The 20,920-nt window shown below is 50.9% G+C and carries 24 protein-coding genes and 1 tRNA gene; 12 read left to right on the top strand and 13 right to left on the bottom strand.

Features of this window, described 5'->3' with window-relative positions; all coding sequences use genetic code 11:
* Nucleotides 1-59: 59 nt before the first annotated feature.
* The 11 genes from ABD836_RS02830 to ABD836_RS02780 all read right to left on the bottom strand — a co-directional run bounded on the left by ABD836_RS02830 (nt 60) and on the right by ABD836_RS02780 (nt 8,896).
* A complete protein-coding gene (locus ABD836_RS02830) occupies nt 60-1,049 on the bottom strand; it encodes a DNA polymerase III subunit delta' (RefSeq protein ID WP_344932264.1) in 990 nt (329 codons plus the stop codon).
* On the bottom strand, nt 1,042-1,698 hold the full coding sequence (tmk, locus tag ABD836_RS02825; RefSeq protein ID WP_344932262.1) for a dTMP kinase: 657 nt from the start codon (nt 1,696-1,698) through the stop codon (nt 1,042-1,044). Before tmk ends, ABD836_RS02830 begins: the two co-directional genes overlap by 8 nt.
* The gene (gene mltG, locus ABD836_RS02820) at nt 1,699-2,754 is read right to left on the bottom strand and encodes an endolytic transglycosylase MltG (protein WP_344932260.1); all 1,056 of its coding nucleotides are present in this window, start codon (nt 2,752-2,754) and stop codon (nt 1,699-1,701) included.
* Entirely contained in the window at nt 2,747-3,571 is an 825-nt protein-coding gene (gene pabC, locus ABD836_RS02815; RefSeq protein ID WP_344932258.1) for an aminodeoxychorismate lyase, read from the bottom strand. Before pabC ends, mltG begins: the two co-directional genes overlap by 8 nt.
* An 8-nt stretch (nt 3,572-3,579) precedes the next feature.
* Entirely contained in the window at nt 3,580-4,824 is a 1,245-nt protein-coding gene (gene fabF / locus ABD836_RS02810) for a beta-ketoacyl-ACP synthase II (RefSeq protein ID WP_344932257.1), read from the bottom strand.
* Nucleotides 4,825-4,954: 130 nt separating this feature from the next.
* Nucleotides 4,955-5,191, bottom strand: coding sequence for an acyl carrier protein (acpP, locus tag ABD836_RS02805; protein ID WP_008250062.1), 237 nt, complete (start codon nt 5,189-5,191; stop codon nt 4,955-4,957).
* Between the two features lie 211 nt (nt 5,192-5,402).
* On the bottom strand, nt 5,403-6,140 hold the full coding sequence (gene fabG / locus ABD836_RS02800; RefSeq protein ID WP_344932256.1) for a 3-oxoacyl-ACP reductase FabG: 738 nt from the start codon (nt 6,138-6,140) through the stop codon (nt 5,403-5,405).
* A gap of 25 nt (nt 6,141-6,165) precedes the next feature.
* Complete coding sequence (gene fabD, locus ABD836_RS02795; protein WP_344932254.1) at nt 6,166-7,110, bottom strand: ACP S-malonyltransferase; 945 nt, start codon at nt 7,108-7,110, stop codon at nt 6,166-6,168.
* A gap of 36 nt (nt 7,111-7,146) precedes the next feature.
* Entirely contained in the window at nt 7,147-8,148 is a 1,002-nt protein-coding gene (gene plsX / locus ABD836_RS02790; RefSeq protein WP_344932253.1) for a phosphate acyltransferase PlsX, read from the bottom strand.
* Nucleotides 8,149-8,156: 8 nt separating this feature from the next.
* Nucleotides 8,157-8,336, bottom strand: coding sequence for a 50S ribosomal protein L32 (gene rpmF, locus ABD836_RS02785; RefSeq protein WP_008250024.1), 180 nt, complete (start codon nt 8,334-8,336; stop codon nt 8,157-8,159).
* 26 nt (nt 8,337-8,362) lie between these two features.
* A complete protein-coding gene (locus ABD836_RS02780; protein ID WP_344932250.1) occupies nt 8,363-8,896 on the bottom strand; it encodes a YceD family protein in 534 nt (177 codons plus the stop codon).
* Between the two features lie 162 nt (nt 8,897-9,058).
* Here ABD836_RS02780 and ABD836_RS02775 point away from each other — a divergent pair, with 162 nt between their 5' ends.
* Entirely contained in the window at nt 9,059-9,658 is a 600-nt protein-coding gene (locus tag ABD836_RS02775) for a Maf family protein (RefSeq protein WP_344932249.1), read from the top strand.
* A 14-nt stretch (nt 9,659-9,672) separates the two neighbouring features.
* On the opposite strand, the gene ABD836_RS02770 is transcribed toward ABD836_RS02775, so the two are convergent.
* A complete protein-coding gene (locus ABD836_RS02770) occupies nt 9,673-10,317 on the bottom strand; it encodes an HAD family hydrolase (protein WP_344932247.1) in 645 nt (214 codons plus the stop codon).
* Nucleotides 10,317-11,270, bottom strand: coding sequence for a 23S rRNA pseudouridine(955/2504/2580) synthase RluC (gene rluC, locus ABD836_RS02765; protein WP_344932246.1), 954 nt, complete (start codon nt 11,268-11,270; stop codon nt 10,317-10,319). Before rluC ends, ABD836_RS02770 begins: the two co-directional genes overlap by 1 nt.
* Nucleotides 11,271-11,803: 533 nt before the next feature.
* Here rluC and rne point away from each other — a divergent pair.
* From rne to ABD836_RS02710, 11 genes are all read left to right on the top strand, one after another.
* A complete protein-coding gene (gene rne / locus ABD836_RS02760) occupies nt 11,804-14,620 on the top strand; it encodes a ribonuclease E (protein ID WP_344932245.1) in 2,817 nt (938 codons plus the stop codon).
* A 150-nt stretch (nt 14,621-14,770) separates the two neighbouring features.
* Nucleotides 14,771-14,860: transfer RNA gene (locus ABD836_RS02755), tRNA-Ser, on the top strand.
* A 252-nt stretch (nt 14,861-15,112) separates the two neighbouring features.
* On the top strand, nt 15,113-16,339 hold the full coding sequence (locus ABD836_RS02750) for an EAL and HDOD domain-containing protein (RefSeq protein WP_344932244.1): 1,227 nt from the start codon (nt 15,113-15,115) through the stop codon (nt 16,337-16,339).
* Nucleotides 16,340-16,429: 90 nt separating this feature from the next.
* The gene (locus tag ABD836_RS02745) at nt 16,430-17,101 is read left to right on the top strand and encodes a Bax inhibitor-1/YccA family protein (RefSeq protein WP_344932243.1); all 672 of its coding nucleotides are present in this window, start codon (nt 16,430-16,432) and stop codon (nt 17,099-17,101) included.
* Between the two features lie 39 nt (nt 17,102-17,140).
* Entirely contained in the window at nt 17,141-17,545 is a 405-nt protein-coding gene (gene tusD / locus ABD836_RS02740) for a sulfurtransferase complex subunit TusD (protein ID WP_344932242.1), read from the top strand.
* Nucleotides 17,545-17,898, top strand: coding sequence for a sulfurtransferase complex subunit TusC (gene tusC / locus ABD836_RS02735; protein WP_344932241.1), 354 nt, complete (start codon nt 17,545-17,547; stop codon nt 17,896-17,898). The genes tusD and tusC overlap by 1 nt, the downstream gene beginning before the upstream one ends.
* On the top strand, nt 17,899-18,162 hold the full coding sequence (gene tusB, locus ABD836_RS02730) for a sulfurtransferase complex subunit TusB (protein WP_344932240.1): 264 nt from the start codon (nt 17,899-17,901) through the stop codon (nt 18,160-18,162). It abuts the gene before it with no gap.
* A gap of 1 nt (nt 18,163) precedes the next feature.
* Nucleotides 18,164-18,499, top strand: coding sequence for a TusE/DsrC/DsvC family sulfur relay protein (locus ABD836_RS02725; RefSeq protein ID WP_344932239.1), 336 nt, complete (start codon nt 18,164-18,166; stop codon nt 18,497-18,499).
* Between the two features lie 24 nt (nt 18,500-18,523).
* On the top strand, nt 18,524-19,528 hold the full coding sequence (locus ABD836_RS02720) for a glycosyl transferase family protein (protein WP_344932238.1): 1,005 nt from the start codon (nt 18,524-18,526) through the stop codon (nt 19,526-19,528).
* Complete coding sequence (trmA, locus tag ABD836_RS02715; RefSeq protein ID WP_344932237.1) at nt 19,525-20,619, top strand: tRNA (uridine(54)-C5)-methyltransferase TrmA; 1,095 nt, start codon at nt 19,525-19,527, stop codon at nt 20,617-20,619. The genes ABD836_RS02720 and trmA overlap by 4 nt, the downstream gene beginning before the upstream one ends.
* A gap of 1 nt (nt 20,620) precedes the next feature.
* Nucleotides 20,621-20,908, top strand: coding sequence for a 4a-hydroxytetrahydrobiopterin dehydratase (locus ABD836_RS02710; protein WP_344932236.1), 288 nt, complete (start codon nt 20,621-20,623; stop codon nt 20,906-20,908).
* Nucleotides 20,909-20,920 lie beyond the last annotated feature (12 nt).

Below are 20,920 nucleotides of genomic sequence, written 5' to 3'. Positions count from 1 at the left end.
ACTCCACACTGCGGATTAAAAGGTAACTGACCTTTAATACAGGCATCATAGCAATATGTTTAAGCGACCGCACGATTTTGGCACAATTGTGTCCACTCTAAGAATAAGCTCTCCAATATCAACTGCTTATTCAAGCCTACTCCGCGCGAAAAACTTGCCCGTAGTTTTAACGCACGCTCTAAGCCAGTAATGACACTCTTTTCAGGAAGCGACTTAAAGCGCTGCCAGCTCGGTGCGGTCAGTGCTTGTCCCGCTAATTGGTGGCGAGATAACGACAGCAAACGCGCCACCCACCAATCCAGCACCCCCAGCAAATCGGCATCGAGCATCTCTTTAGCAAATTGCAAAGGGCTACTCTGGCCGTCGACTAGCGCGATCAAACCCTGATCAAAACGCTCCCGACTCGCTAAACCGTCGTCGTCAAAAACCTGCCGTGCGGCGAGAGGCCGCCCGCCTGTTTCTGCCAAAAGGCGCAGCGCTGTTACTTGGTCGCCAACGTAATCGCGCAGCCAGGGCTCGGTCAGTTCAGGCCGAGGAACCCCAAAGCTAAGCTGTAAACAACGGGACCGAATAGTAGGCAGCAACTGACTGCTGCTATGGCTCACGAGTATTAGCAATGTACCGCTTGCCGGTTCCTCTAGCGTTTTCAATAATGCGTTGGCGGTATTCGCATTCATCGCTTCTGCGGGGTGAATCAGCACGATCTTTCGGCCACCGCTGCGATGCGCATGTTGGGCGGAAAATTGGTGCAAGCTGCGCACCTGATCAACACCAATTTGGCGTTTGCCCTCTTCCGGGCAGATTTCTTTAAAATCCGGGTGAGCACCCTCGCCCTGAAAATGGCAGCTACGGCACTCCCCACAAGCCGCTAACGTACCCGGCGACTCACAGAGTAAATACCCAGCCAATGCCTGAGCAAAGCGCAACTTACCGATCGCACTTGGGCCACTCAGCAACAGCGCGTGAGGAAGGCGCTCAACACTAATCAAGCGCTGCAAATCCTGCCATTGAGGCATTTGCCACGCATAGGCGTGTTGTGGCTCAGACATGACTGCCGGCCTGATAAGCGGTAATTTGCGGCTGCAGTGCCGCAGCGATTTCACGCTGCACGCTGGCCAGCTCTGCGCTGGCATCAATTAAGCGGAAACGCTCAGGCTCGGCCGCGACTCTCTCCAAATACCCTGCTCGCACTTTTTCGAAAAAAGTATGTTTTTCCTGTTCAAATCGGTCAAGCTCACCGCGCGCCCCAGCCCTCGCCATACCCACATCCACCGGCGCATCTAGGAGCACCGTGCAATCCGGCCGTAACTCCCCCTGCACCATATCTTGCAAACTGCTAATAACTGCGGTCGACAAACCACGTCCCGCACCCTGATACGCGAAGGTTGCGTCGGTAAATCGATCGCATAAAACCCACTCACCACGCTCCAAAGCCGGTCTAATCAATTGATTTATGTGCTGGGCGCGCGCTGCAAACACGAGGAGTAGCTCGCTCAGCTCACACATTTTCTCTTCGCGGGGTACCACCAATACATTGCGAATTTCCTCAGCCAAAGGTGTCCCACCGGGTTCCCTGCTGACAATATGGGGGATATTGGCTGTGTCGAGCAGTTCGCGAATAAAATTCATATTCGTCGACTTACCCACTCCTTCAGTGCCTTCAACGGTAATAAATCGCCCTTTTCTTGGCAAACTCACTTATTTCTCCTGACGCGGCGGCGCCGAACGGTAGTCCGCACGACGTTTCTGTATTTGATAGCGTCTTACTGCCGCTTCGTGTTCTTTCAATGTGGCCGAAAAATAGTGCGTGCCGTCGCCTTTTGCGACAAAAAATATCGCCTTACCGGGCGCTGGGTGCAGTGCCGCATGAATTGCCTCACGACCAGCCAAGGCAATTGGGCTGGGAGGCAAGCCGTTTTGACGGTAGGTATTGTATGTATTGCTGTCATCACGCAAATGGGAGCCCCGCAGATTACCTTGATAACTGTCACCCAAACCATAAATAACGGTTGGGTCAGTCTGCAGGCGCATACCAGTCTGTAAACGCCGGACAAATACCCCCGCAATTTCGGCACGCTCTTCGACAACGCCGGTTTCTTTTTCAATTATCGACGCCATAATCAATGCTTCGTAGGCGTTAGCATAAGGCAAATCTTCAGCGCGAGATTCCCATTCCTCAGCCAGCACTCTTTGCATACGCCGATAAGCACGGGTCAAAATCAGACTCGCCTTATCGCCGCGATAATAATCGTAGGTATCAGGGAAAAACAGACCTTCCGGCTCTTGCGACATTGGCTCAGCGATATTTAGCTCAGCCCAAAGCGCTTCATTTTGACTCAAGGCCTGCTTCTCTAATAATTCCTGAGCGTCCAAATACCGCAGCAATTGCGCCACGGTCCACCCCTCTACGAGCGTCAACTGATGTCGAACTACATCACCCAAACGCATCATTGCCAGACTTTCAGCGAGGGTCATTCCCTCTTCAAAACGATATTCTCCCGCTTTGATATCTGTGGCCTGTGGATTTATTCGGCCGTACAGTTTCAAAATTATAGGTTTTGACACCCAGCCGCGATCAGCCAAAAGATTCACCATACTTGAATAGGCTGTTCCCTGCGGCAATACAAACAACTCGGTACTTTCAAGTAGGGGTAATGGCTTATTCAGATGGGAATTGATGTACCAAACGGCGGCTAATGCCGTGAGAATAATGGGAAATATAAGTGCCACTATGGCCTTAAATATTTTAAGCATAGAAATGTGACTCAAACTCCCGCTGTAATTGTCGGCATAGTGGCCCAATATGTTTGTGCATACATTCTATTTTTGTTACTGGCCAAATACCGATAACACTATTGCAAATAAACACTTCGTCAGCATTGCGCAGCGCCGACATTTCTACGGCAGCCACCTTTATTTTTAAACCCAAACGCTTCGCTGCGAGAATAATCTGCTGGCGCATAATGCCGTCAACGCCGCAATCATTCAACAAAGGGGTAACTATACTGCCAGCCCTAGCAATAAACACATTGCTGCGAGTCGCTTCAATGATTTTACCGGCGTCGTCCTGCACTAAACCCTCGACGAAACCACGGCGCCGCATCTCACCTGCGGCCAGTACCTGCTCTAAACGATTGAGGTGCTTGATACCCGCCAACAATGGCTGTCGCGCTAACTTAGTATTACACAGACCAATAGCCACGCCTTCCTGCCATTGCTCCTTAGAACTAGGTGAAGTCGGCGACACGCTTACAATTCGATGTGAATCGGCAGACAAAGGACTGTAACCACGAGCAACCGAACCACGCGTCAGGGTTATTTTTAAAATAGCATCTTTAGGACCCAAATCTGCCAAAAGACGCGAACAATCCCGTTTGACCAATGCCAAATTGCATGGAATTGCCAAACGATGCGCACCCTGCGCCAAGCGCTGAAGGTGTTCATCAAGCCAAAGCGGCTTACCACCCCGAATCAATACCGTTTCAAACAGCCCATCACCATAGGACAAGCCCCGGTTATCAAACGCAACACCGGGGGCTAATTGACCGTCAAGCAAACTACTCGGCATCATTGCGTGGCTCAATTATCGAGCTGACCAAACAATAAGCTGCCATTAGTACCACCAAAACCAAATGAGTTTGACAATACTTTTTGCAGCTTGCGCGGCTGCGCGGTATGCGGCACGTAATTTAGATTACAGCCTTCATCGACCTCATCTAGATTTATGGTCGGCGGTGCAACTTGGTCGCGCAGAGCGAGAATCGAAAATATCGCCTCCACAGCCCCCGATGCACCAAGCAAGTGACCAACCATTGATTTGGTGGAGCTCACCGCGATTTTTGACGCATTGCCACCTAGCAGACTTTCAATTGCGCGGCTTTCGGCAATGTCTCCTGCGGGAGTCGATGTACCGTGGGCATTGATATAGTCGACTTGTTCTGCATTTATCCCCGCATCATCCAATGCGCACTGCATCGCTGCCCTGGCGCCGCGGCCATCTTCCGGTGGCGAGGTCATATGAAATGCATCGCAACTCATACCGAAGCCAAGTAACTCAGCGTGAATATGCGCGCCGCGACGCTTGGCAAACTCATATTCTTCAAGCACCAACATACCGGCACCGTCGCCCAAGACAAAGCCATCTCGATGCTTATCCCATGGACGACTTGCTTGTTCAGGATCGTCGTTGCGGGTCGACATGGCGCGCGCCGCAGCAAATGCGCCCAAACCAACAGGGGTTGTCGCCATCTCTGAGCCACCGGCCAACATCGCATCGGCATCGCCATAGGCGATCATCCGCGCCGCCATGCCAATATTGTGTGTACCTGTGGTACAGGCAGTCGCAATTGCGATACTCGGGCCTTGTAGGTTGTGCTTGATGGCGAGCACCCCTGCAATCATATTAATAATCGCTCCAGGAACCGTAAACGGCGATATTTTACGCGGGCCGCCGTTATTCAATATTTGCCGACTATTCTCAATCAGGCCAATTCCACCAATTCCGGAACCGATGGCAGTACCGATACGATGCGCATTCGCCTCAGTCACGGCAATACCGGAATCCTGCAAAGCCTCTTCCGCAGCCGCTACACCATAATGAATGAACGGGTCAAACCGCTTGGATTCTTTGGCCGACATATATTCATTGATGTCGAAGTTTTTTATGGCTCCGCCAATCCGGGTCGAAAACTCACTGACATCAAAGCGGTCTATCGCCGCAATGCCACTCTTCCCTGCAAGAATTTGGCGCCATGTTTCTGCCACAGAATTTCCCAACGGGCTTATCATTCCCATGCCCGTAACGACAACTCTTCTCTTATCCATCCTATTCTCCCGACTCTAAGTACGCATTATACGTTCTATTTCAGATACGGATGCCACACGTACAGGCATAAAAAAAGCCGTTCTACATTACATAGAGACGGCTTTTTAAACGGCTAGGCCGTTATACTACTTACTGAAGATTGGCTTTAATGTAATCAATTGCCAGTCTAACAGTAGTGATTTTTTCGGCTTCTTCATCAGGAATCTCAGTTTCAAATTCCTCTTCCAGAGCCATTACCAGCTCAACCGTGTCCAGAGAATCTGCGCCGAGGTCTTCTACGAATGATGCAGACTCAGACACATCTTCTTCCTTAACACCCAGTTGCTCTGCAACAATCTTTTTGACGCGCTCTTCAATGCTACTCATGGTCGTTGGTGACTCCTAGTTGATATTAAAATTTTGGGCCTGCTTTCGATGGCCGCAGATTTAAAACTTTAGCCAAATGCATGACCACCGAAATTGTGTTTCATATCGCCAGCACTTCGGCGGTCATTCTACCGCGACTGACACCGCTTGTGCATAGAAAATTATGAAAAATTCACGTCAAAAAAGGAAAAACCCTCTAATGAACATATGTTTACGCCATATACATGCCGCCGTTAACATGGATAGTTTCGCCCGTTACATAGCCTGCAGCATCACTTACCAAGAAAGCCACGACACCGGCTATTTCTTCTGGACTCCCTAGACGCTGCAGTGGTATCTGCGATTTCAAGGCGTCGCGCTGGTCGTCACCGAGCTTTTTAGTCATATCAGTGTCGATAAAACCAGGTGCCACGCCATTCACGGTAATGCCTCGTGAACCGATTTCACGTGCCAATGCACGCGTAAAACCATCCATACCGGCCTTGGCCGCAGCATAGTTGGTTTGACCCGCATTCCCCATCGCGCCAACCACCGAGCTAATATTAATAATACGGCCCCAGCGACCCTTAGTCATGCCGCGCAAGCAGGCTTTACTCAAGCGATACAGCGAATTGAGGTTGGTATCGATTACGTCGTACCACTCATCATCTTTCATGCGCAGCATTAAATTGTCTTTAGTAATACCGGCGTTGTTAACTAATACCGCGGGCGCACCAAACTGTTCAGTGATCGCTTTTAAAGTCGCATCAACTGACTCTGTATTCGAGACGTTCATCATCATACCAACGCCGCTAATACCACTTTGCTGAAAATGTGCGGTAATCGCTTCTGCGCCAGCCTCTGTGGTTGCAGTACCCACAATTTGGTAGCCCATTTTACCAATGGCAATCGCGATGGCCTGACCGATACCTCGGCTCGCACCAGTAACCAATGCTACTTTCTCTGTCATTATCCCGCTCCTAATTCAATTAAATTTATTGGGCAACGGCGTCCAGTGCCGCTGCCAATGTTTCTGGTGACTCGATATTTAAGCAGTTTAAACTTTTATCAATACGCTTATTCAAACCACTCAAAACCTTGCCAGGCCCCGCTTCTAAGGTTGCCGTAATGCCGGCTTCCGTCATGGTCTCGACACAGGCCACCCATTTTACTGCACTGTAAATTTGTTCAACCAATAAGGCTTTTATTGCCTGAGGATCACGTTCGGTTTGACCGTGAACATTGTGAACCACTGGAATTGCGGGTGTCTGCAAGTTCAGTGCCGCCAATGCCTCTCCCAATTTTTCACCCGCAGGCCGCATCAATGAGGTATGGAAAGGCGCGCTTACCGGCAATGGCAAGGCGCGCTTCGCGCCAGCCGCTTTAAGTAATTCAATAGCCTTGTCTACTCCAGCAACCTTACCCGCAATAACAACCTGGCCTGGAGAATTAAAATTCACCGCTTCTACAACACCGGTTGCCGAAGCTTGATTACATATTTCAATTATTTTCGCATCATCCAAGCCTAATACGGCAGCCATCGCGCCTTCGCCAACCGGTACCGCAGTCTGCATAAATTGGCCACGGGCCCTCACCAGGCGAACAGCATCAGCAAAATCCAGCGCACCGGCGCAAACCAACGCAGAAAACTCGCCAAGACTATGACCCGCCATTAATGACGGCTGCAAACCACCCTGCTCACACCATAAGCGCCATACAGCAACACTCGCGGTTAATAATACCGGCTGAGTCGTTTCAGTAAGATTAAGCTGCTCCTGTGTACCATTTTGCACCAAGTCCCACATATCGTAGCCTAATGCCGCAGAAGCTTCTGCGAAAGTGGATTTGACAGTGGGGAAAGCCGCACCAAGGTCAGCGAGCATGCCGACTTTTTGCGAACCCTGACCGGGGAAAACCAAGGCAAATTGCTGGCTATTCATTCCATTATTCCTTAATCAGTAAGTTTTATAAGATGATTAGATTTCTAACTGCTTTTCAATTTGTACCTGCAGGTCATATCGTACAGCGCTAGCCGCTTGCCTGATTGCCGACTGGAATCCAAGCGCAGCTGACCCGCCGTGTGCCTTAATGACGACGCCCTTTAAACCCAGGAGTGCAGCGCCGTTATAGCGGTCAGGATTAATATCCCGCTGAAACGCCGCAATAATCGGACGCGCAAGAAAACCAACCAACATGCCATATACGGTCTTTTTAAACCGCGCTCGTAACTGGCTAGCAATAAAGCTTGCGGTACCCTCGCATACTTTTAATGCAACGTTACCCGCAAATCCATCGCACACCACCACATCCACATCGGCAGAAAAAAGGTCACCCCCCTCAACAAAACCGCAATAATTTAGTTTTGCATCGGCGGCGATACGCACCGCCGCGTCGCGAACGGCAGCAGTACCCTTTGTCAACTCAGAACCGATGTTTAACAGTGCCAATCGCGGAGCCGCGCGACCGTCTAACACCCTACATAAAGCCGAACCCATTTGCGCAAACTGATGCAATTGTTGTGCATCACAATCAATGTTGGCACCAAGATCAAGCAAGTAGGTATAACCGTTCAGGGCTGGCACAGGCGCACAGATAGCCGGACGTTTAATCCCGGGCAAACGTTTGAGCACCACACAACTCATAGCAACGAGCGCGCCAGTATTACCGGCGCTAACAACAGCCGACACTTGACCATCGCGAAGCAATTCTAAAGCAAGGTACATTGAAGAGGATTTACGGGTGCGTAAAGTACGACTCGGCTGGTCATCCATAGCCACCACGTCGGGGGCGTGCTGAACACTTAAGCGGCTTGAGTCGAATTTTTCACCGGCGAGCGCCAGCGTAATGGAGGGCTTGTCGCCAACCAATAGAATATGAAGGTCTGAATTTAGATTCAGCGCACTTACAGTGGCAGGAATAGAAGAGCGGAGACCGTGGTCTCCGCTCATTGCATCAACGGCGAGTCGCAGCGATGCCACGCAAATACTTAGTCGTCTTTACCAGCAACAACTTTGCGACCACGGAAAAAACCATCCGCAGTGATATTGTGACGGAGATGTTTCTCACCGCTGGTCTGATCCACCGACAAAGTTGGACCAGTCAATGCGTCATGCGAACGACGCTGACCCCGACGTGAACGTGTCACTTTACTTTTTTGAACAGCCATGGCCTAAAAATTCCTCATAATAGAGATTAATCGCGGGGCTTTAACTGCCCCAAAATAGCAAACCGCGTATCGCCTTCCTCGGTGCCACTTACCACGTCAACTGGCTCAGCTTCTGACTCCAGCTCAAACACTTTACATACAGCGTCATCGTGATAACTGACGAAAGGAGTATTTATGATTAGCTCATCCTGCAGCAAATCAGCTAAAACCAAATCTTCGTCTTCGCCTAAAATCAAAGGATCCAATGATTTCGGCAGCGCTTTGGCCTGCTCCTCTGTCCACACAATGGCTAAATTAAATTCAGCCTCAATGCATATAGGCATAGGCTTCATACAGCGCTGACAAAGAACATCAACCTGACCGATAGCCGTGCCTTCTATGCACTTAAACCCCTGCTCACTTCGAAAAAAGCGCAAGTCTACATCTACTGAACCGCTAGTATTAGCGAGTCCGGCAGTAAACCGGCTGAGATCAGCAACCTGCTTGAAGGCGTGAATTTCCATGCCGCCAGTAACAAATTTCCGAGCATCAACGAACTTAGGTAGGGGCTGTCTTTGCATAGGCGCGCAATAATAGGGACTTCACCCCGTATTGTCAAAGCAAAAACAACGCCCACAAGCCCAAGGCATGGGCTAACTAAGCTGAGTCGCGCACTGACTGGCCAGGCAAGCCGTCAAAAGCTAAGATTGCGAACCTCGCAAGTACAAAGTGAAATATTCAATATGCCGAAAACAACGGTAAACAAACCTCGCCTGGTATTAGCATCGAGTTCACGCTACCGCCTAGCACTACTTGAACAAATAGGCATACGACCGCTTTGCCAAGCGCCAAATATTAACGAATCTGCGCAAGCGAACGAACGCGCATCAGCACTGGCGCGCCGCCTAAGTATCGCCAAGGCCTACGCAGTGGCAAGCCAACACCCAAACTCGCTTATTATTGCCAGCGACCAATGCGCAGAATTAGATCAACAGATCCTCGGCAAACCCGGCACTGCAGAGCGAGCTCGACAACAACTCAGCCAATGCTCAGGCCGCGAAGTGATATTCCACACCGGCCTATGCCTATTAAATAGCCAAACTGGGCACATGCAAGATTGCGTAGAAACAGTAACTACTGCGTTTCGCTCACTAAGTAGCACCGAAATCCAAAATTACGTACACAGAGAACCAGCGCTCGACTGTGCCGGCAGTTTTAAAATGGAGGGCCTAGGTATCAGCCTATTTCGCCACATTCGCAGCGACGATCCCAATACCTTGATCGGCCTCCCTCTCATCCGATTAATTGATTTTTTAATTAACGAGAAATTCCCGCTGCTTTAAACCACACAAAACACCTAGCGCAGACTTTCGACCACAGACAATAGCTCAGCAAACCGATCGATAACCGCTACTGGCTGCCAACGCTGCAGCCGCTCCACACTGTGCACCCCATAGGAAACCCCCACACTCGGCATGGCTATTTTATGCGCCATCTCAAGGTCATATTCAGTATCACCAACCATTAGCGCCGATTCCGGCACTACGCCGCGCTCAGTACAAAGCTGGTCAAGCATCATAGGATTGGGTTTTGATGCGGTTTCATCAGCACAACGACTTGCACTAAACAGACTACTTATAGGCAAACCGCTGAATACGCGATCCAAGCCGCGCCGACTCTTCCCCGTCGCCACACACAAATCATGCCCCGCCGCCTTCAGCGCACGCAAACTATCGTCAACGCCAACAAACATTTTGCAAGGTTCTCGATCGGCTAGAATGAAGTTACGCACGTACGCCGCCCGGAACCCCTCCACTTCCTGAGCATTTAACGATGGATATAAGGAGGCTATTGCAACACTTAACTCAAGACCGATTATGTTGCGAATTTCCTCCGCCGCAAGCGGCTCCACGCCAAATTCAAGCGCACCAGCCTGCACACAAGCAACAATCTTATTACTCGAATCTAATATCGTGCCATCCCAATCAAATATTATAAGCATTACAATTCACTACCTGCATTTTCTAAGACCTTTTCTAGCTCGGGCGGCAACGGCGCCACCACCTCAACACGCTTACCGTCCAAACTAAACGCCAGCGAGTGAGCATGCAGAAACAAACGCTTCAATCCTAACTTACGAAAATGCGCATCCGCCTGATCATCTCCGTATTTGTCATCACCCAGAATGGGGTAACCCGCATATTGGCAGTGCACTCTAATTTGATGCGTGCGCCCAGTGACCGGCCGCGCTTCAATTAAGCTCGCCCCTGCCACTCGGCGCAGCAAGGTGTACTCGGTAATCGATTTTTTACCTTCTAGCTCAACCCGCACCATTCGCTCACCTGATGACAACACATTTTTTTGCAGCGGCGCGTTAACTTGTTGCTTGCGCGCCGGCCACTTGCCTCCGACCAATGCAAGGTAGCGTTTATCGACACCCTTTCGCGCCTTTAACAGCTCATGTAACTGTTTCAGAACGCTACGCTTCTTAGCCACCATAACGCAGCCAGAGGTATCGCGATCAAGACGATGAACCAACTCCAAGTGACGCTGCTCTGGGTACATTTGCCGCAGCGCCTCGATTAAACCCAAAGAAATCCCGCTGCCGCCGTGCACCGCCAAACCTGAAGGCTTATTGATGACAATTAAGCCTGCGTCCTCATAAAGGATCGCTGAGCGCAATCCAGCGTCCAAACCGACAGAAACCGCGACCTCCTCCCGGACCGCAATTCGCACCGGCGGCACCCGCACGACATCGCCCGCCTGCAACTTGTAATCCGGCTTGGCGCGGGATTTATTCACCCGCACTTCGCCACGACGTAAAAGATTATAAATCCGAGACTTAGGAACGCCTTTTAACTCCCGCATCAAGAAATTATCGATCCGCTGACCGACATAATCAGCCTCGACCGCCACCAAACGCACCACTGGATTGATGACACTTTCTGATTCCACGTACACTCCTGTAACTCATTGAGTTAGTTATTGAATACTGATATAGTCGCCCGGTAGCAACCGGGTCCGGTTCCCACCACAGCAGGGCTGTGACGAGAGGGAAGACCGCCGGCTTAATACTAAGGCAAAGATTGCGACACATTCGCATAGCCTTATTTACATAAGTGAATAGCAGTGTACCGGCGGGCATTCTACCGTAGTGTCGGTACATTAAATAATAGTGCTGCCGATATTTGTTAGCACCGCTAGTGCGATAGAACTCTGAGAAAGCGACGTACAGAACGTTACCAATACTGGCGCATCAATTTAGCGCCCAACAGTAATAGATGAAAGACGCCCAGCGCAGACGGCCTCGCGGCCAGACTAAGCGAACTGGAATATTACGGCCAGGCAACCCGGCCACACTGACAACGGCGGCTAGCTGACGAGATTTGCGTCAGCACCCACAAGGTAAAGCGCCCGATATCAGAACGCTTAAAGATGCTCGATCGCATGAGCGGCCAAACAAATCCCGGCTTTTGGGATTTTAGCTCATGAAAAGAATGCTTATTAACGCGACTCAGCCAGAAGAGTTGCGCGTTGCCCTCGTAGATGGCCAACGACTGTTTGACCTGGACATAGAAAACCGCACACGCGTACAAAAGAAAGCTAACGTCTACAAAGGTACCATAACTCGCGTAGAACCAAGCCTAGAAGCTGCCTTCGTCGAATTTGGTGCGGAGCGCCACGGCTTTCTGCCCCTCAAAGAAATTTCTAAAGAATACTTCTACCGTAACCCTGCTGACGGCAGTGGTGGCCGCGCAAAAATTAAAGATCTAGTAAAAGAAGGCACCCAGGTCATTGTTCAGGTTGAAAAAGAGGAGCGTGGCAATAAAGGCGCCGCCCTTACTACTTTTATTAGCCTCGCTGGCCGCTACATGGTGTTAATGCCGAACAATCCCCGTGCAGGCGGCATCTCCCGACGCATTGAAGGCGACGAACGCAGTGAATTACGTGATGCGTTAAACGCAATCAATATTCCCGACGCAATGGGCGTAATTGTGCGCACCGCCGGCGTTGGCCGTAGCTCAGAAGAGCTCCAGTGGGACTTGGATTATTTACTACACCTCTGGTCAGCTATTAAACAAGCCTCAGAAGAGCGCAAAGCGCCAATTCTGATTCTGCAAGAAAGCAATGTCATTATCCGCGCTATTCGCGACTATCTCCGCGACGATATTGACCAAGTATTAATCGATGCTGAAGAGTCCTACAACGAGGCAATGCACTTCGTTGAGCAGGTCATGCCGCACTTCAAGAACAAAATACGCCTGTATAAAGATCAAGTTCCGCTTTTCAATCGCTACCAGATAGAAAGCCAGATCGAATCAGCATTCCAGCGCGAAGTTCAGCTACCATCGGGTGGCTCAATCGTTATTGACCCTACCGAAGCACTGGTTTCTATCGATATTAACTCTGCACGCGCCACCAAAGGCAGCGACATTGAAGAAACAGCACTGCAAACCAACCTCGAAGCGGCAGACGAAATAGCGCGACAACTGCGCCTCCGCGACATCGGCGGCCTCATTGTTGTCGATTTCATCGATATGCTAGCGGCAAAAAACCAGCGCGAAGTCGAAAACAGGGTCCGTGACGCAATGGAGCCAGATCGCGCCCGTATTCAAATCGGGCGTATATCTCGCTTTGGCCTACTGGAAATGTCACGCCAGCGCCTGCGTCCATCATTGGGCGAAACCAGCGCCAAAGTCTGCCCACGCTGCAGCGGTCAAGGCACTATCCGCGACACCAACTCTCTCGCACTGTCGATTCTTCGCTTAGTTGAAGAAGAAGCCAACAAAGAGAAAAGCGCAGAAGTACGCGCCATCGTGCCAGTAAATGTCGCTTCTTATATGCTCAACGAAAAACGCACTGCGATCTACGATATAGAGCAGCGCAGCGGCGTTCGGGTGATGGTTATCCCCACCCCAGCATTAGATACGCCTCATTTTGAAGTGGTTCGGCTACGCGAAAGCGACTTGGGTGACGAACAAGAAATAAGCTACAAAATTGTCGCGGATTTGGAAGCCGAGAAAGAAATTTCTGACGAAGTAGTCTCAACACCGGCCCCTGCCGCGGCTGTAGTGCGTACTTTGGCACCCAAAGCCCCTGCACCGGCCGAGGCCGAGGCCGCCACACCAAAAGCGCAAGCCCCTGCCCCTGCAGGCGAAGGTTTCTTCAGCAAACTTGGCAAAAGCCTAAGCGCCCTATTTCAATCCCCTGAGCCCGAACCCGAGCCAGAGCCAAAGCCAGCACCTAAGCGTCGCAACGAGGGCAACCGCAACGGTAACAACCCACGCCAGGGTAACCGCAATAATCGTGGCGGCCGCGGCCGCCGGAACCCAGACCAACGTCAAACTCGCGACGACAACCGGGTAACTGACAACCGAAGCAATCGTGCTGATAACGATATACCTAAGAAGGACGCGTCAGCAGAGCCCGTTGACGCTCCGGCCAATACTGAGAATGACGGCCAAGCGAGACCAAAGCGTCGTCCCGGTAATCGCCGCCCACGCAACCAGCAAGAACGTCGCCGTACGCCAGCACCGAGTGATACCGCCTCTACTGAAGGCCAGGTAGCGACAAACACCAACGAGGGGGAAAAAACAGCCGTTGCAAAAGACACTGTGCCCGCACCGCAAGCGAACAAGCCTGCAAATGTGGCGCCTGCTGCGAAGAAGCCAACGGCGGAGGAAAGCGAATTTACCGCAATAACGCCAACCACCACAGCCAGCTTCACGCCGGAGCCAACTCCTGCATCGAGTGTTACAGCGGCAGATGAAAGCCCAAAAGCTGAAATCATCGACGTTGCACCTACCGAAATGCCGACAGAGACTGCAGCACCCAAAAGCGTTCAAACTGCCGAAAGCACAGCTGACGCAGTGAGCAGGCCAACCCAGGTGCAAGAGGAGGCCGCGGCGAACAATGAGCCCGCACCTGCCGAAGAAAGCGCACCTGTAGCGGAAGCAGAAGCAACTCCACCTGTCACTGCAGTAGAAGCTACGCAAGAAGCACCTACATTGGCCCAGCCAAGCCCGGAGCCTGCCGCAGCTGAAGTAGAAGCTGCAGCTACCCCTGCCCCGAAAGCAGCGCCAAAGCCAGCAGCTAAAAAAGAAGCCGCTAAAGAACCTAGCGTAGCGAAGCCGCGTCCCGTTGGTCGTGCTAGTAACGACCCCCGGATTGCGCCTAAGGCATTGCAGGCTCCTGAAATCATTAACGGGAACCCACAGGCACCGCAACTGGACCCAAGCATTATTGCTCAGCCAAGCCCGGATCGCCCGAGTATGCCACGCGCGGCGAACGATCCGCGCAACTAAGCAATATGTAAAGTTACTAGCCCGGCCATGTGCCGGGCTTTTTGTTGTCTAAAATTCAACCAACTACAGGTACATCAAGCTGATTTATAAGTCTTTTTCTTAATAGCGCTTGTTTCGCCTAACAAGCTATGTATAATTCGCAACTGCTGCGGAGGGGTGGCAGAGTGGTCGAATGCACCGGTCTTGAAAACCGGCGTTGGTTTATCCCAACCCAGGGTTCAAATCCCTGCCCCTCCGCCACTTTAATTGCTCGCCGCAAAAACATCAGAGTAAACTCTTGCTAATACTTAGCAACTCCTAAAGCTATCTGAAAAACCAAGTTTTTACTGCCTCCCCTCGCAATATCCCAATATCACACTAAGCTGTGCTTAAGACTTTAAGCTTTGAGCTGGATGCACTTGGCCTAATTTTTCACCTGCGCACCCGCCGCGCTTCGCAAAACTTGAAAGTACGGACAACAAAACGAAGAAAACAGCCTCCAGAGAGCCATCAATGAGCGACACCCCCACCCTGTTAATGGCCCGCCAACCAATTTTAAACAGCAAAGGTAAAACAGTCGCGTACGAATTGCTTTGCAGGTCTGTTGCAATCAATTCACTCGAATCACAAGATACCGACGGCACCATGGCTACTGGCGAAGTCATCATTGGCGCCTTTCATGACCTCGGCATCGACACCATCACTAGCGGTCTGCCGGCTTTTGTAAACCTTACTGAATCGTGGTTGAGCAGCCCGCCGCCAGTGAAAGCCAACAAACTGGTTTGCGAAGTATTGGAATATATCCCTCCCAACACCACCAACATTGAAGCTGTGCAACAATTACGAGCCCAGGGATTTAAGGTTGCGCTAGATGACTACACTGGCGACGCCGAGCAGAGTAAATGGCTACCATACGTTGATATCGTTAAAGTCGACATTAGCGACATCGTCGAAGGACAAAGCTCTGCCTCGCTTATTCAGCGCCACCAAAACGACACATTAGTCTGGCTAGCAGAGAAAGTTGAAACGCTTGAAGAATTTAAACGCTGTGCAGCGGAAGGTTACAGCCTATTCCAGGGATATTTTTTCAGCCGCCCAGCGCCACTTTTTGGCACCCGTAAAAATGATAGCCAATTTGCGGTAATGCGATTATTGAAAACCATAAATAACGAAGAAAACACCATGCTGGATATCAGCAATGCTATCCAAAGTGACCCACAGCTAAGCTACCGAATCCTGCAGTTCATGAACTCGGCCAGTGTCGCCAAAATCACCGAGATCACCTCGGTGCATCATGCAGCCACCATGGCCGGCGTCGATCGCATAAAATCTTGGGCAAATATGTTGGCGCTCGGGCGATTAGACAACAAACCGCGCGCCTTGCTAGAACAAGCCCTTTCTCGGGCCTATATTTGCCAAATGTTAGTAAAAAAACAGAATATTCTCGACCAACACACCGCCTACACTACCGGTATGTTTTCTCTACTAGATGCTTTTATTGACCTACCTCTTGCCGAGGTTTGCACGACACTCGAACTATCGACAACAATGACCGACGCGCTCTTAAACCACGAAGGCGGCTATGGCCAAATACTCCAGCTGGCCATAGCCATCAACAAAGGCAATTGGACACAAATAAATACGCTACCGCAAAATATAAGCGTCCCCGACCTTGCCGACATTCAAAGTAAAGCCTTTTCGGAAGTCAGCCAGCAACTAATTCTGTCGGGATTAAACTAATTTAACCTTCCAATGCACAAGCTTGCAGTCGTCACACCCCCCGAAGTATGATTGCCAAGATTAAACCCTTCTTTTACTACGGAGTTATCCATGCAAGACAAATCGGTCTTTCAGACAGGCGCGCACGCCCAGCCCGTTCTCGAAACCAATAAGGTGCTGCGTAACACATACATGCTGCTTGGCATGACCCTTGTCACTAGTGCTCTCTGTGCTGGCTTAGCAATGGCACTAAACATCGGCCACGGCACTGGCCTAGTTTTGTCGATACTTGGCTTTGTCATGTTATTCGTGGTGCATAAAACGGCTGATTCAAGCAAAGGCATCATTGCCATATTTGTGTTTACCGGTCTTTTAGGTGCCGCTCTTGGGCCAATGTTGAAAATGTACCTAGCACTACCAAACGGAGGCGAACTGGTGATGCAGGCGCTTGGCGGTACGGCGCTGGTTTTCTTTGGTCTTTCTGCCTACGTGCTTACTACCCGCAAAGACTTCTCATTTCTTGGCGGCTTTTTAATGATCGGCTTGTTGGTTATGGTCGTGGCTAGCATCGCCAATATGTTTTTCCAAGTTCCCGCAGCATCACTGGCCATATCGGCGGCAGCGGTATTTATCATGTCTGGTTTAATTCTGTTTGACACTAGCAGAATCATCCACGGCGGGGAAACCAACTACATACGTGCCACGGTTGCGCTCTACCTAGACATATACAACTTATTTGTCCACCTTCTGCATTTACTCGGCATATTCGGTAGCGATGATTAAATACCAAGCGATGACCTCCGCAACGAAACTGAGGCTCCTGTGAGCCTTAGTTTCGCCTTACTCGTAAGCGGACAACCCTGCACCGATCAAGCCAGTTTAACCGCCCTACGCTTTTGCCAAGCGGCACTTGATAGTGGCCATCAAATTTACCGAGTCTTTTTTTTCAATGATGGCGTGCATTGTGCCAATCGATTTATCACGCCCCCGCAAGATGAAATCGCAGTGCCAATTCAATGGACGTCCTTACAAGAACGCTATGAACTCGATCTTGTGGTCTGCATATCCAGCGCATTGCGGCGCGGTATAGTTGACGACAAAGAAGCTGCGCGTTATGAACTCGACGGTCACAATCTGGCCAAGGGTTTCACAATCGGTGGCCTAGGCCAGTGGGTTGATGCCTGCCTCCACGCTGACCGTATCATTCGCTTTGGCGGTATCGCCTAGTGAAGTTCCTATATCTGTTTACACAAGCATCCTATGGCCAAAGCATCGCTAGGGAGGCGCTTGACATGGCATTGGCAACCGCGGCTTTTGACCAACAAGTCGGCCTCGTTTTTGCCCAAGACGCAATTTACCAATTGCTCAGCGAGCAAAATCGCGGTAATACAGAGAAGAAGCCCCATATCGGGGTTATTAACGCGCTGCCGCTGTATGAAGTCGAAGACCTTTATTTCATCAGCGAGGATTGCAGCTCGCGTAATATTTCACCGGCGATGCTGGTACCCCATGCAAAAGCACTTTCCTCCACACAACTCGCTGACTTATTGCGCAGCGCTGACCGAATACAGAGTTTTTAGGTGAGCCTACATATCTTAAATAGTCCCGCCAGCCTCAACCGCTGCCGCTTCAGCCTAAACGACGGTGATGCCATTATTCTTATCGAGAACGCTGTCCTGCTCGCTGCGTCTTCACTACCGCTAGCGCATACCAATATAACGACGTCCGCTTTGCAAGATGACCTAGATCGCCGCGGCATAACCCCAGCACCTGAAATCAACACCGTAGACTACGCCGGCTTTGTGAATCTCTGCGCGCAACACGCCCACTGTTTGAGCTGGTGATATGGCTAGCATCACCGTAAATGGCCTTGATATTGCCACCGACCCAGATGGGTTCTTGAAAGACTTAAATGACTGGTCACCAGCCGTTGCCGAACAGCTCGCGACTAACTGCGATATTCAGCTGAGTGATGGCCATTGGCAGTTAATTCACCTAGTACAACGTTATTACCAGCAATTTGGCCTGTCCCCGGCGATGCGCCCACTGGTAAAATACGCCAAGCTAGAGCTCGGCGACGACAAAGGCAACAGCCTCTATTTTCTTAAGTACTTTCCCGACAGCCCGGCAAAGTCACTCAGTAAAATCGCTGGCCTACCTCGCCCCGACAACTGCCTGTAATTTTACTTCCGAGTTAATCGCACTATGACCGAACATCCATTTGCGCAATATGTCCGCATTCTCGGCAAAGGTAAGACTGGCTCGCGCTCCCTCAGCCAAGATGAAGCCTACGACGCGATGGGCATGATTATGCGCGGCGAAGTAGAAGATGTGCAGTTAGGGGCTTTCCTTATGCTGCTGCGAGTCAAAGAGGAAAGCTTCCAAGAGCTCGCCGGATTTGTCAGCGCAATTCGCACAACCCTCAATGCCCCAGATATTGCGGTCGATCTAGATTGGGCTAGCTACGCGGGAAAACGTCGCCAGCAGCCTTGGTACTTATTGGCGGCGCTGGCACTGGCAGACAGTGGCCTGCGCGTGTTTATGCACGGCGCGGCCGGCCATACCGCGGAGCGTGTTTATAGTGAGCAGGTGCTCGATGCGCTGGGCGAACCCTGCGCCAGCGACTGGCACACGGTGAGCGACAGATTAAATAGCCGCAACTTTGCCTATTTGCCGCTAGGCTGCTTCTCTACGCCACTGCAGCGCATGATCGATCTGCGCGCGCAGTTTGGCCTACGATCACCAGTACACACCTTGTCGCGGCTGCTAAACCCCTTGGCGGCAGACTACTCCATTCAAAGTATTTTTCACCCCGCCTATGCCGACAATCACCAACAAGCAGCCGCCTTATTAGGGCAGGCACATGCTGTCGTCTTTAAAGGAGAAGCCGGGGAAGCTGAACGCAAACCCGAGGCTACCTGCCGCGTAAAAACTGTGCATAACGGCGTTTTGGCGGAAACCGAATGGCCGAGAATGCTGGATGGTCGCCAAGATAAACTAGACCTCTTGCCAATAAAAGATCTACTCAGCGCTTGGTGCGATGACAAAATCAGTGACTACGGCCGCCTTGCCATACAAGGCACAATCGCCATTACCCTGCAGCTACGAAGCCCAGAATTAAGCCAAGAGCAGTGCCTCGCCCGCGCCGACGCCATTTGGCAACAGCGCAATCGCCTGCGACTCAATACCACAGCTACGGAAAATGTATGAGTTTTAGCCCGCTAAACCCAGCAGAATACCCCACATTATTAACAGAGAAGGTTGATACGGTTAGCGCTAGATTTGAAGACCTACAGCTACCCCAAGCCGAGATTTACCCCTCCGCGCCAGAGCACTATCGACTGCGAGCCGAGTTCCGCATTTGGCATGAGGGCGAGAATTTCTTTTACGCCATGTTTGACCCTGCAGCGCCGAAAGTCCCCGTTCGGATCGACCATTTCCCTACCGCGTCACAAACTATTTGTACGCTTATGGAGCCGCTGCGCCAAGCCTTAAGCGAGCAAGCGATCTTAAGTACCCGCCTGTACCAAATTGATTTTTTAAGCACGCTCAGTGGCGACATGCTGGTAACCCTTATTTACCACCGCCGCCTAGATGACGAATGGCAAGTCGCCGCCGAAGCAGTCGCCGCAAAGTTTAAAATTCAAATTATCGGCCGCAGTAAAAAGCAAAAAATAGTACTCGACCGGGACTATGTTCTCGAGCAATTACCCGTCGATGGCAAACATTACGCCTACCATCAATACGAAGGCGGATTTACGCAGCCGAATGGCGAAGTGAACGCAAAAATGGTGAGCTGGGCAAAGGCCCGTTGCGGACAGAATCCAGAAACTGATTTGTTAGAACTGTATTGTGGCAACGGCAATTTCACCATTCCGTTGGCCAGCCATTTCCGCCGGGTTCTAGCCACTGAGATATCTAAAACCTCGGTAAAGGCCGCTCACGAGAACTTTGCCATGAATGCGGTGCACAACGCAGTTATGCTGCGTATGTCCAGCGAGGACCTCACCTCTGCCTTAAACAAAGAGCGCAGCTTCCGACGCTTGGCCAACGTCGACTTAGACAGTTACGCAATCGACACCGTATTAGTTGATCCGCCGCGAGCGGGCTTAGACGAGGCGAGCCGTGAATTTATTGCCGGCTTCCAACGCATCGTATATATCTCCTGCAACCCCGAAACCTTGCACAGGGATTTGGAAATACTAACAAAATCACATGTGGTGCAGGACTTCGCGTTGTTTGATCAGTTCCCTTACACTCACCATATGGAATCTGGTGTATTTCTGACAAAAAGGGCCTGACATGACTATTAAGCTAACAGATCAAGAAATCAGCGATGCACTAGCGCAGCTAAAAGGATGGGAGTTACGTGAGGGTAAACTCTGCGCCGACCTGGAGTTTGAAAACTTTATCAGCGCCTTTGCCTTTATGACTAAAATTGCAATGCACGCCGAAAAAATAGACCACCATCCCGAGTGGCGCAATGTATACAGGAACCTAAGCATTGCGCTAACCACGCATGACGCTGGGGGGCTAAGCGCCAAAGACCTCGCATTGGCCCATGCCATTGATCAGGAGCTCGGCCGCTAGCCTGTTGAACTT

The organism is Zhongshania borealis (assembly GCF_039539625.1).
Classification (GTDB): Bacteria; Pseudomonadota; Gammaproteobacteria; order Pseudomonadales; family Spongiibacteraceae; genus Spongiibacter; species Spongiibacter borealis.
This window is presented reverse-complemented; position numbering and strand designations above follow the sequence as displayed.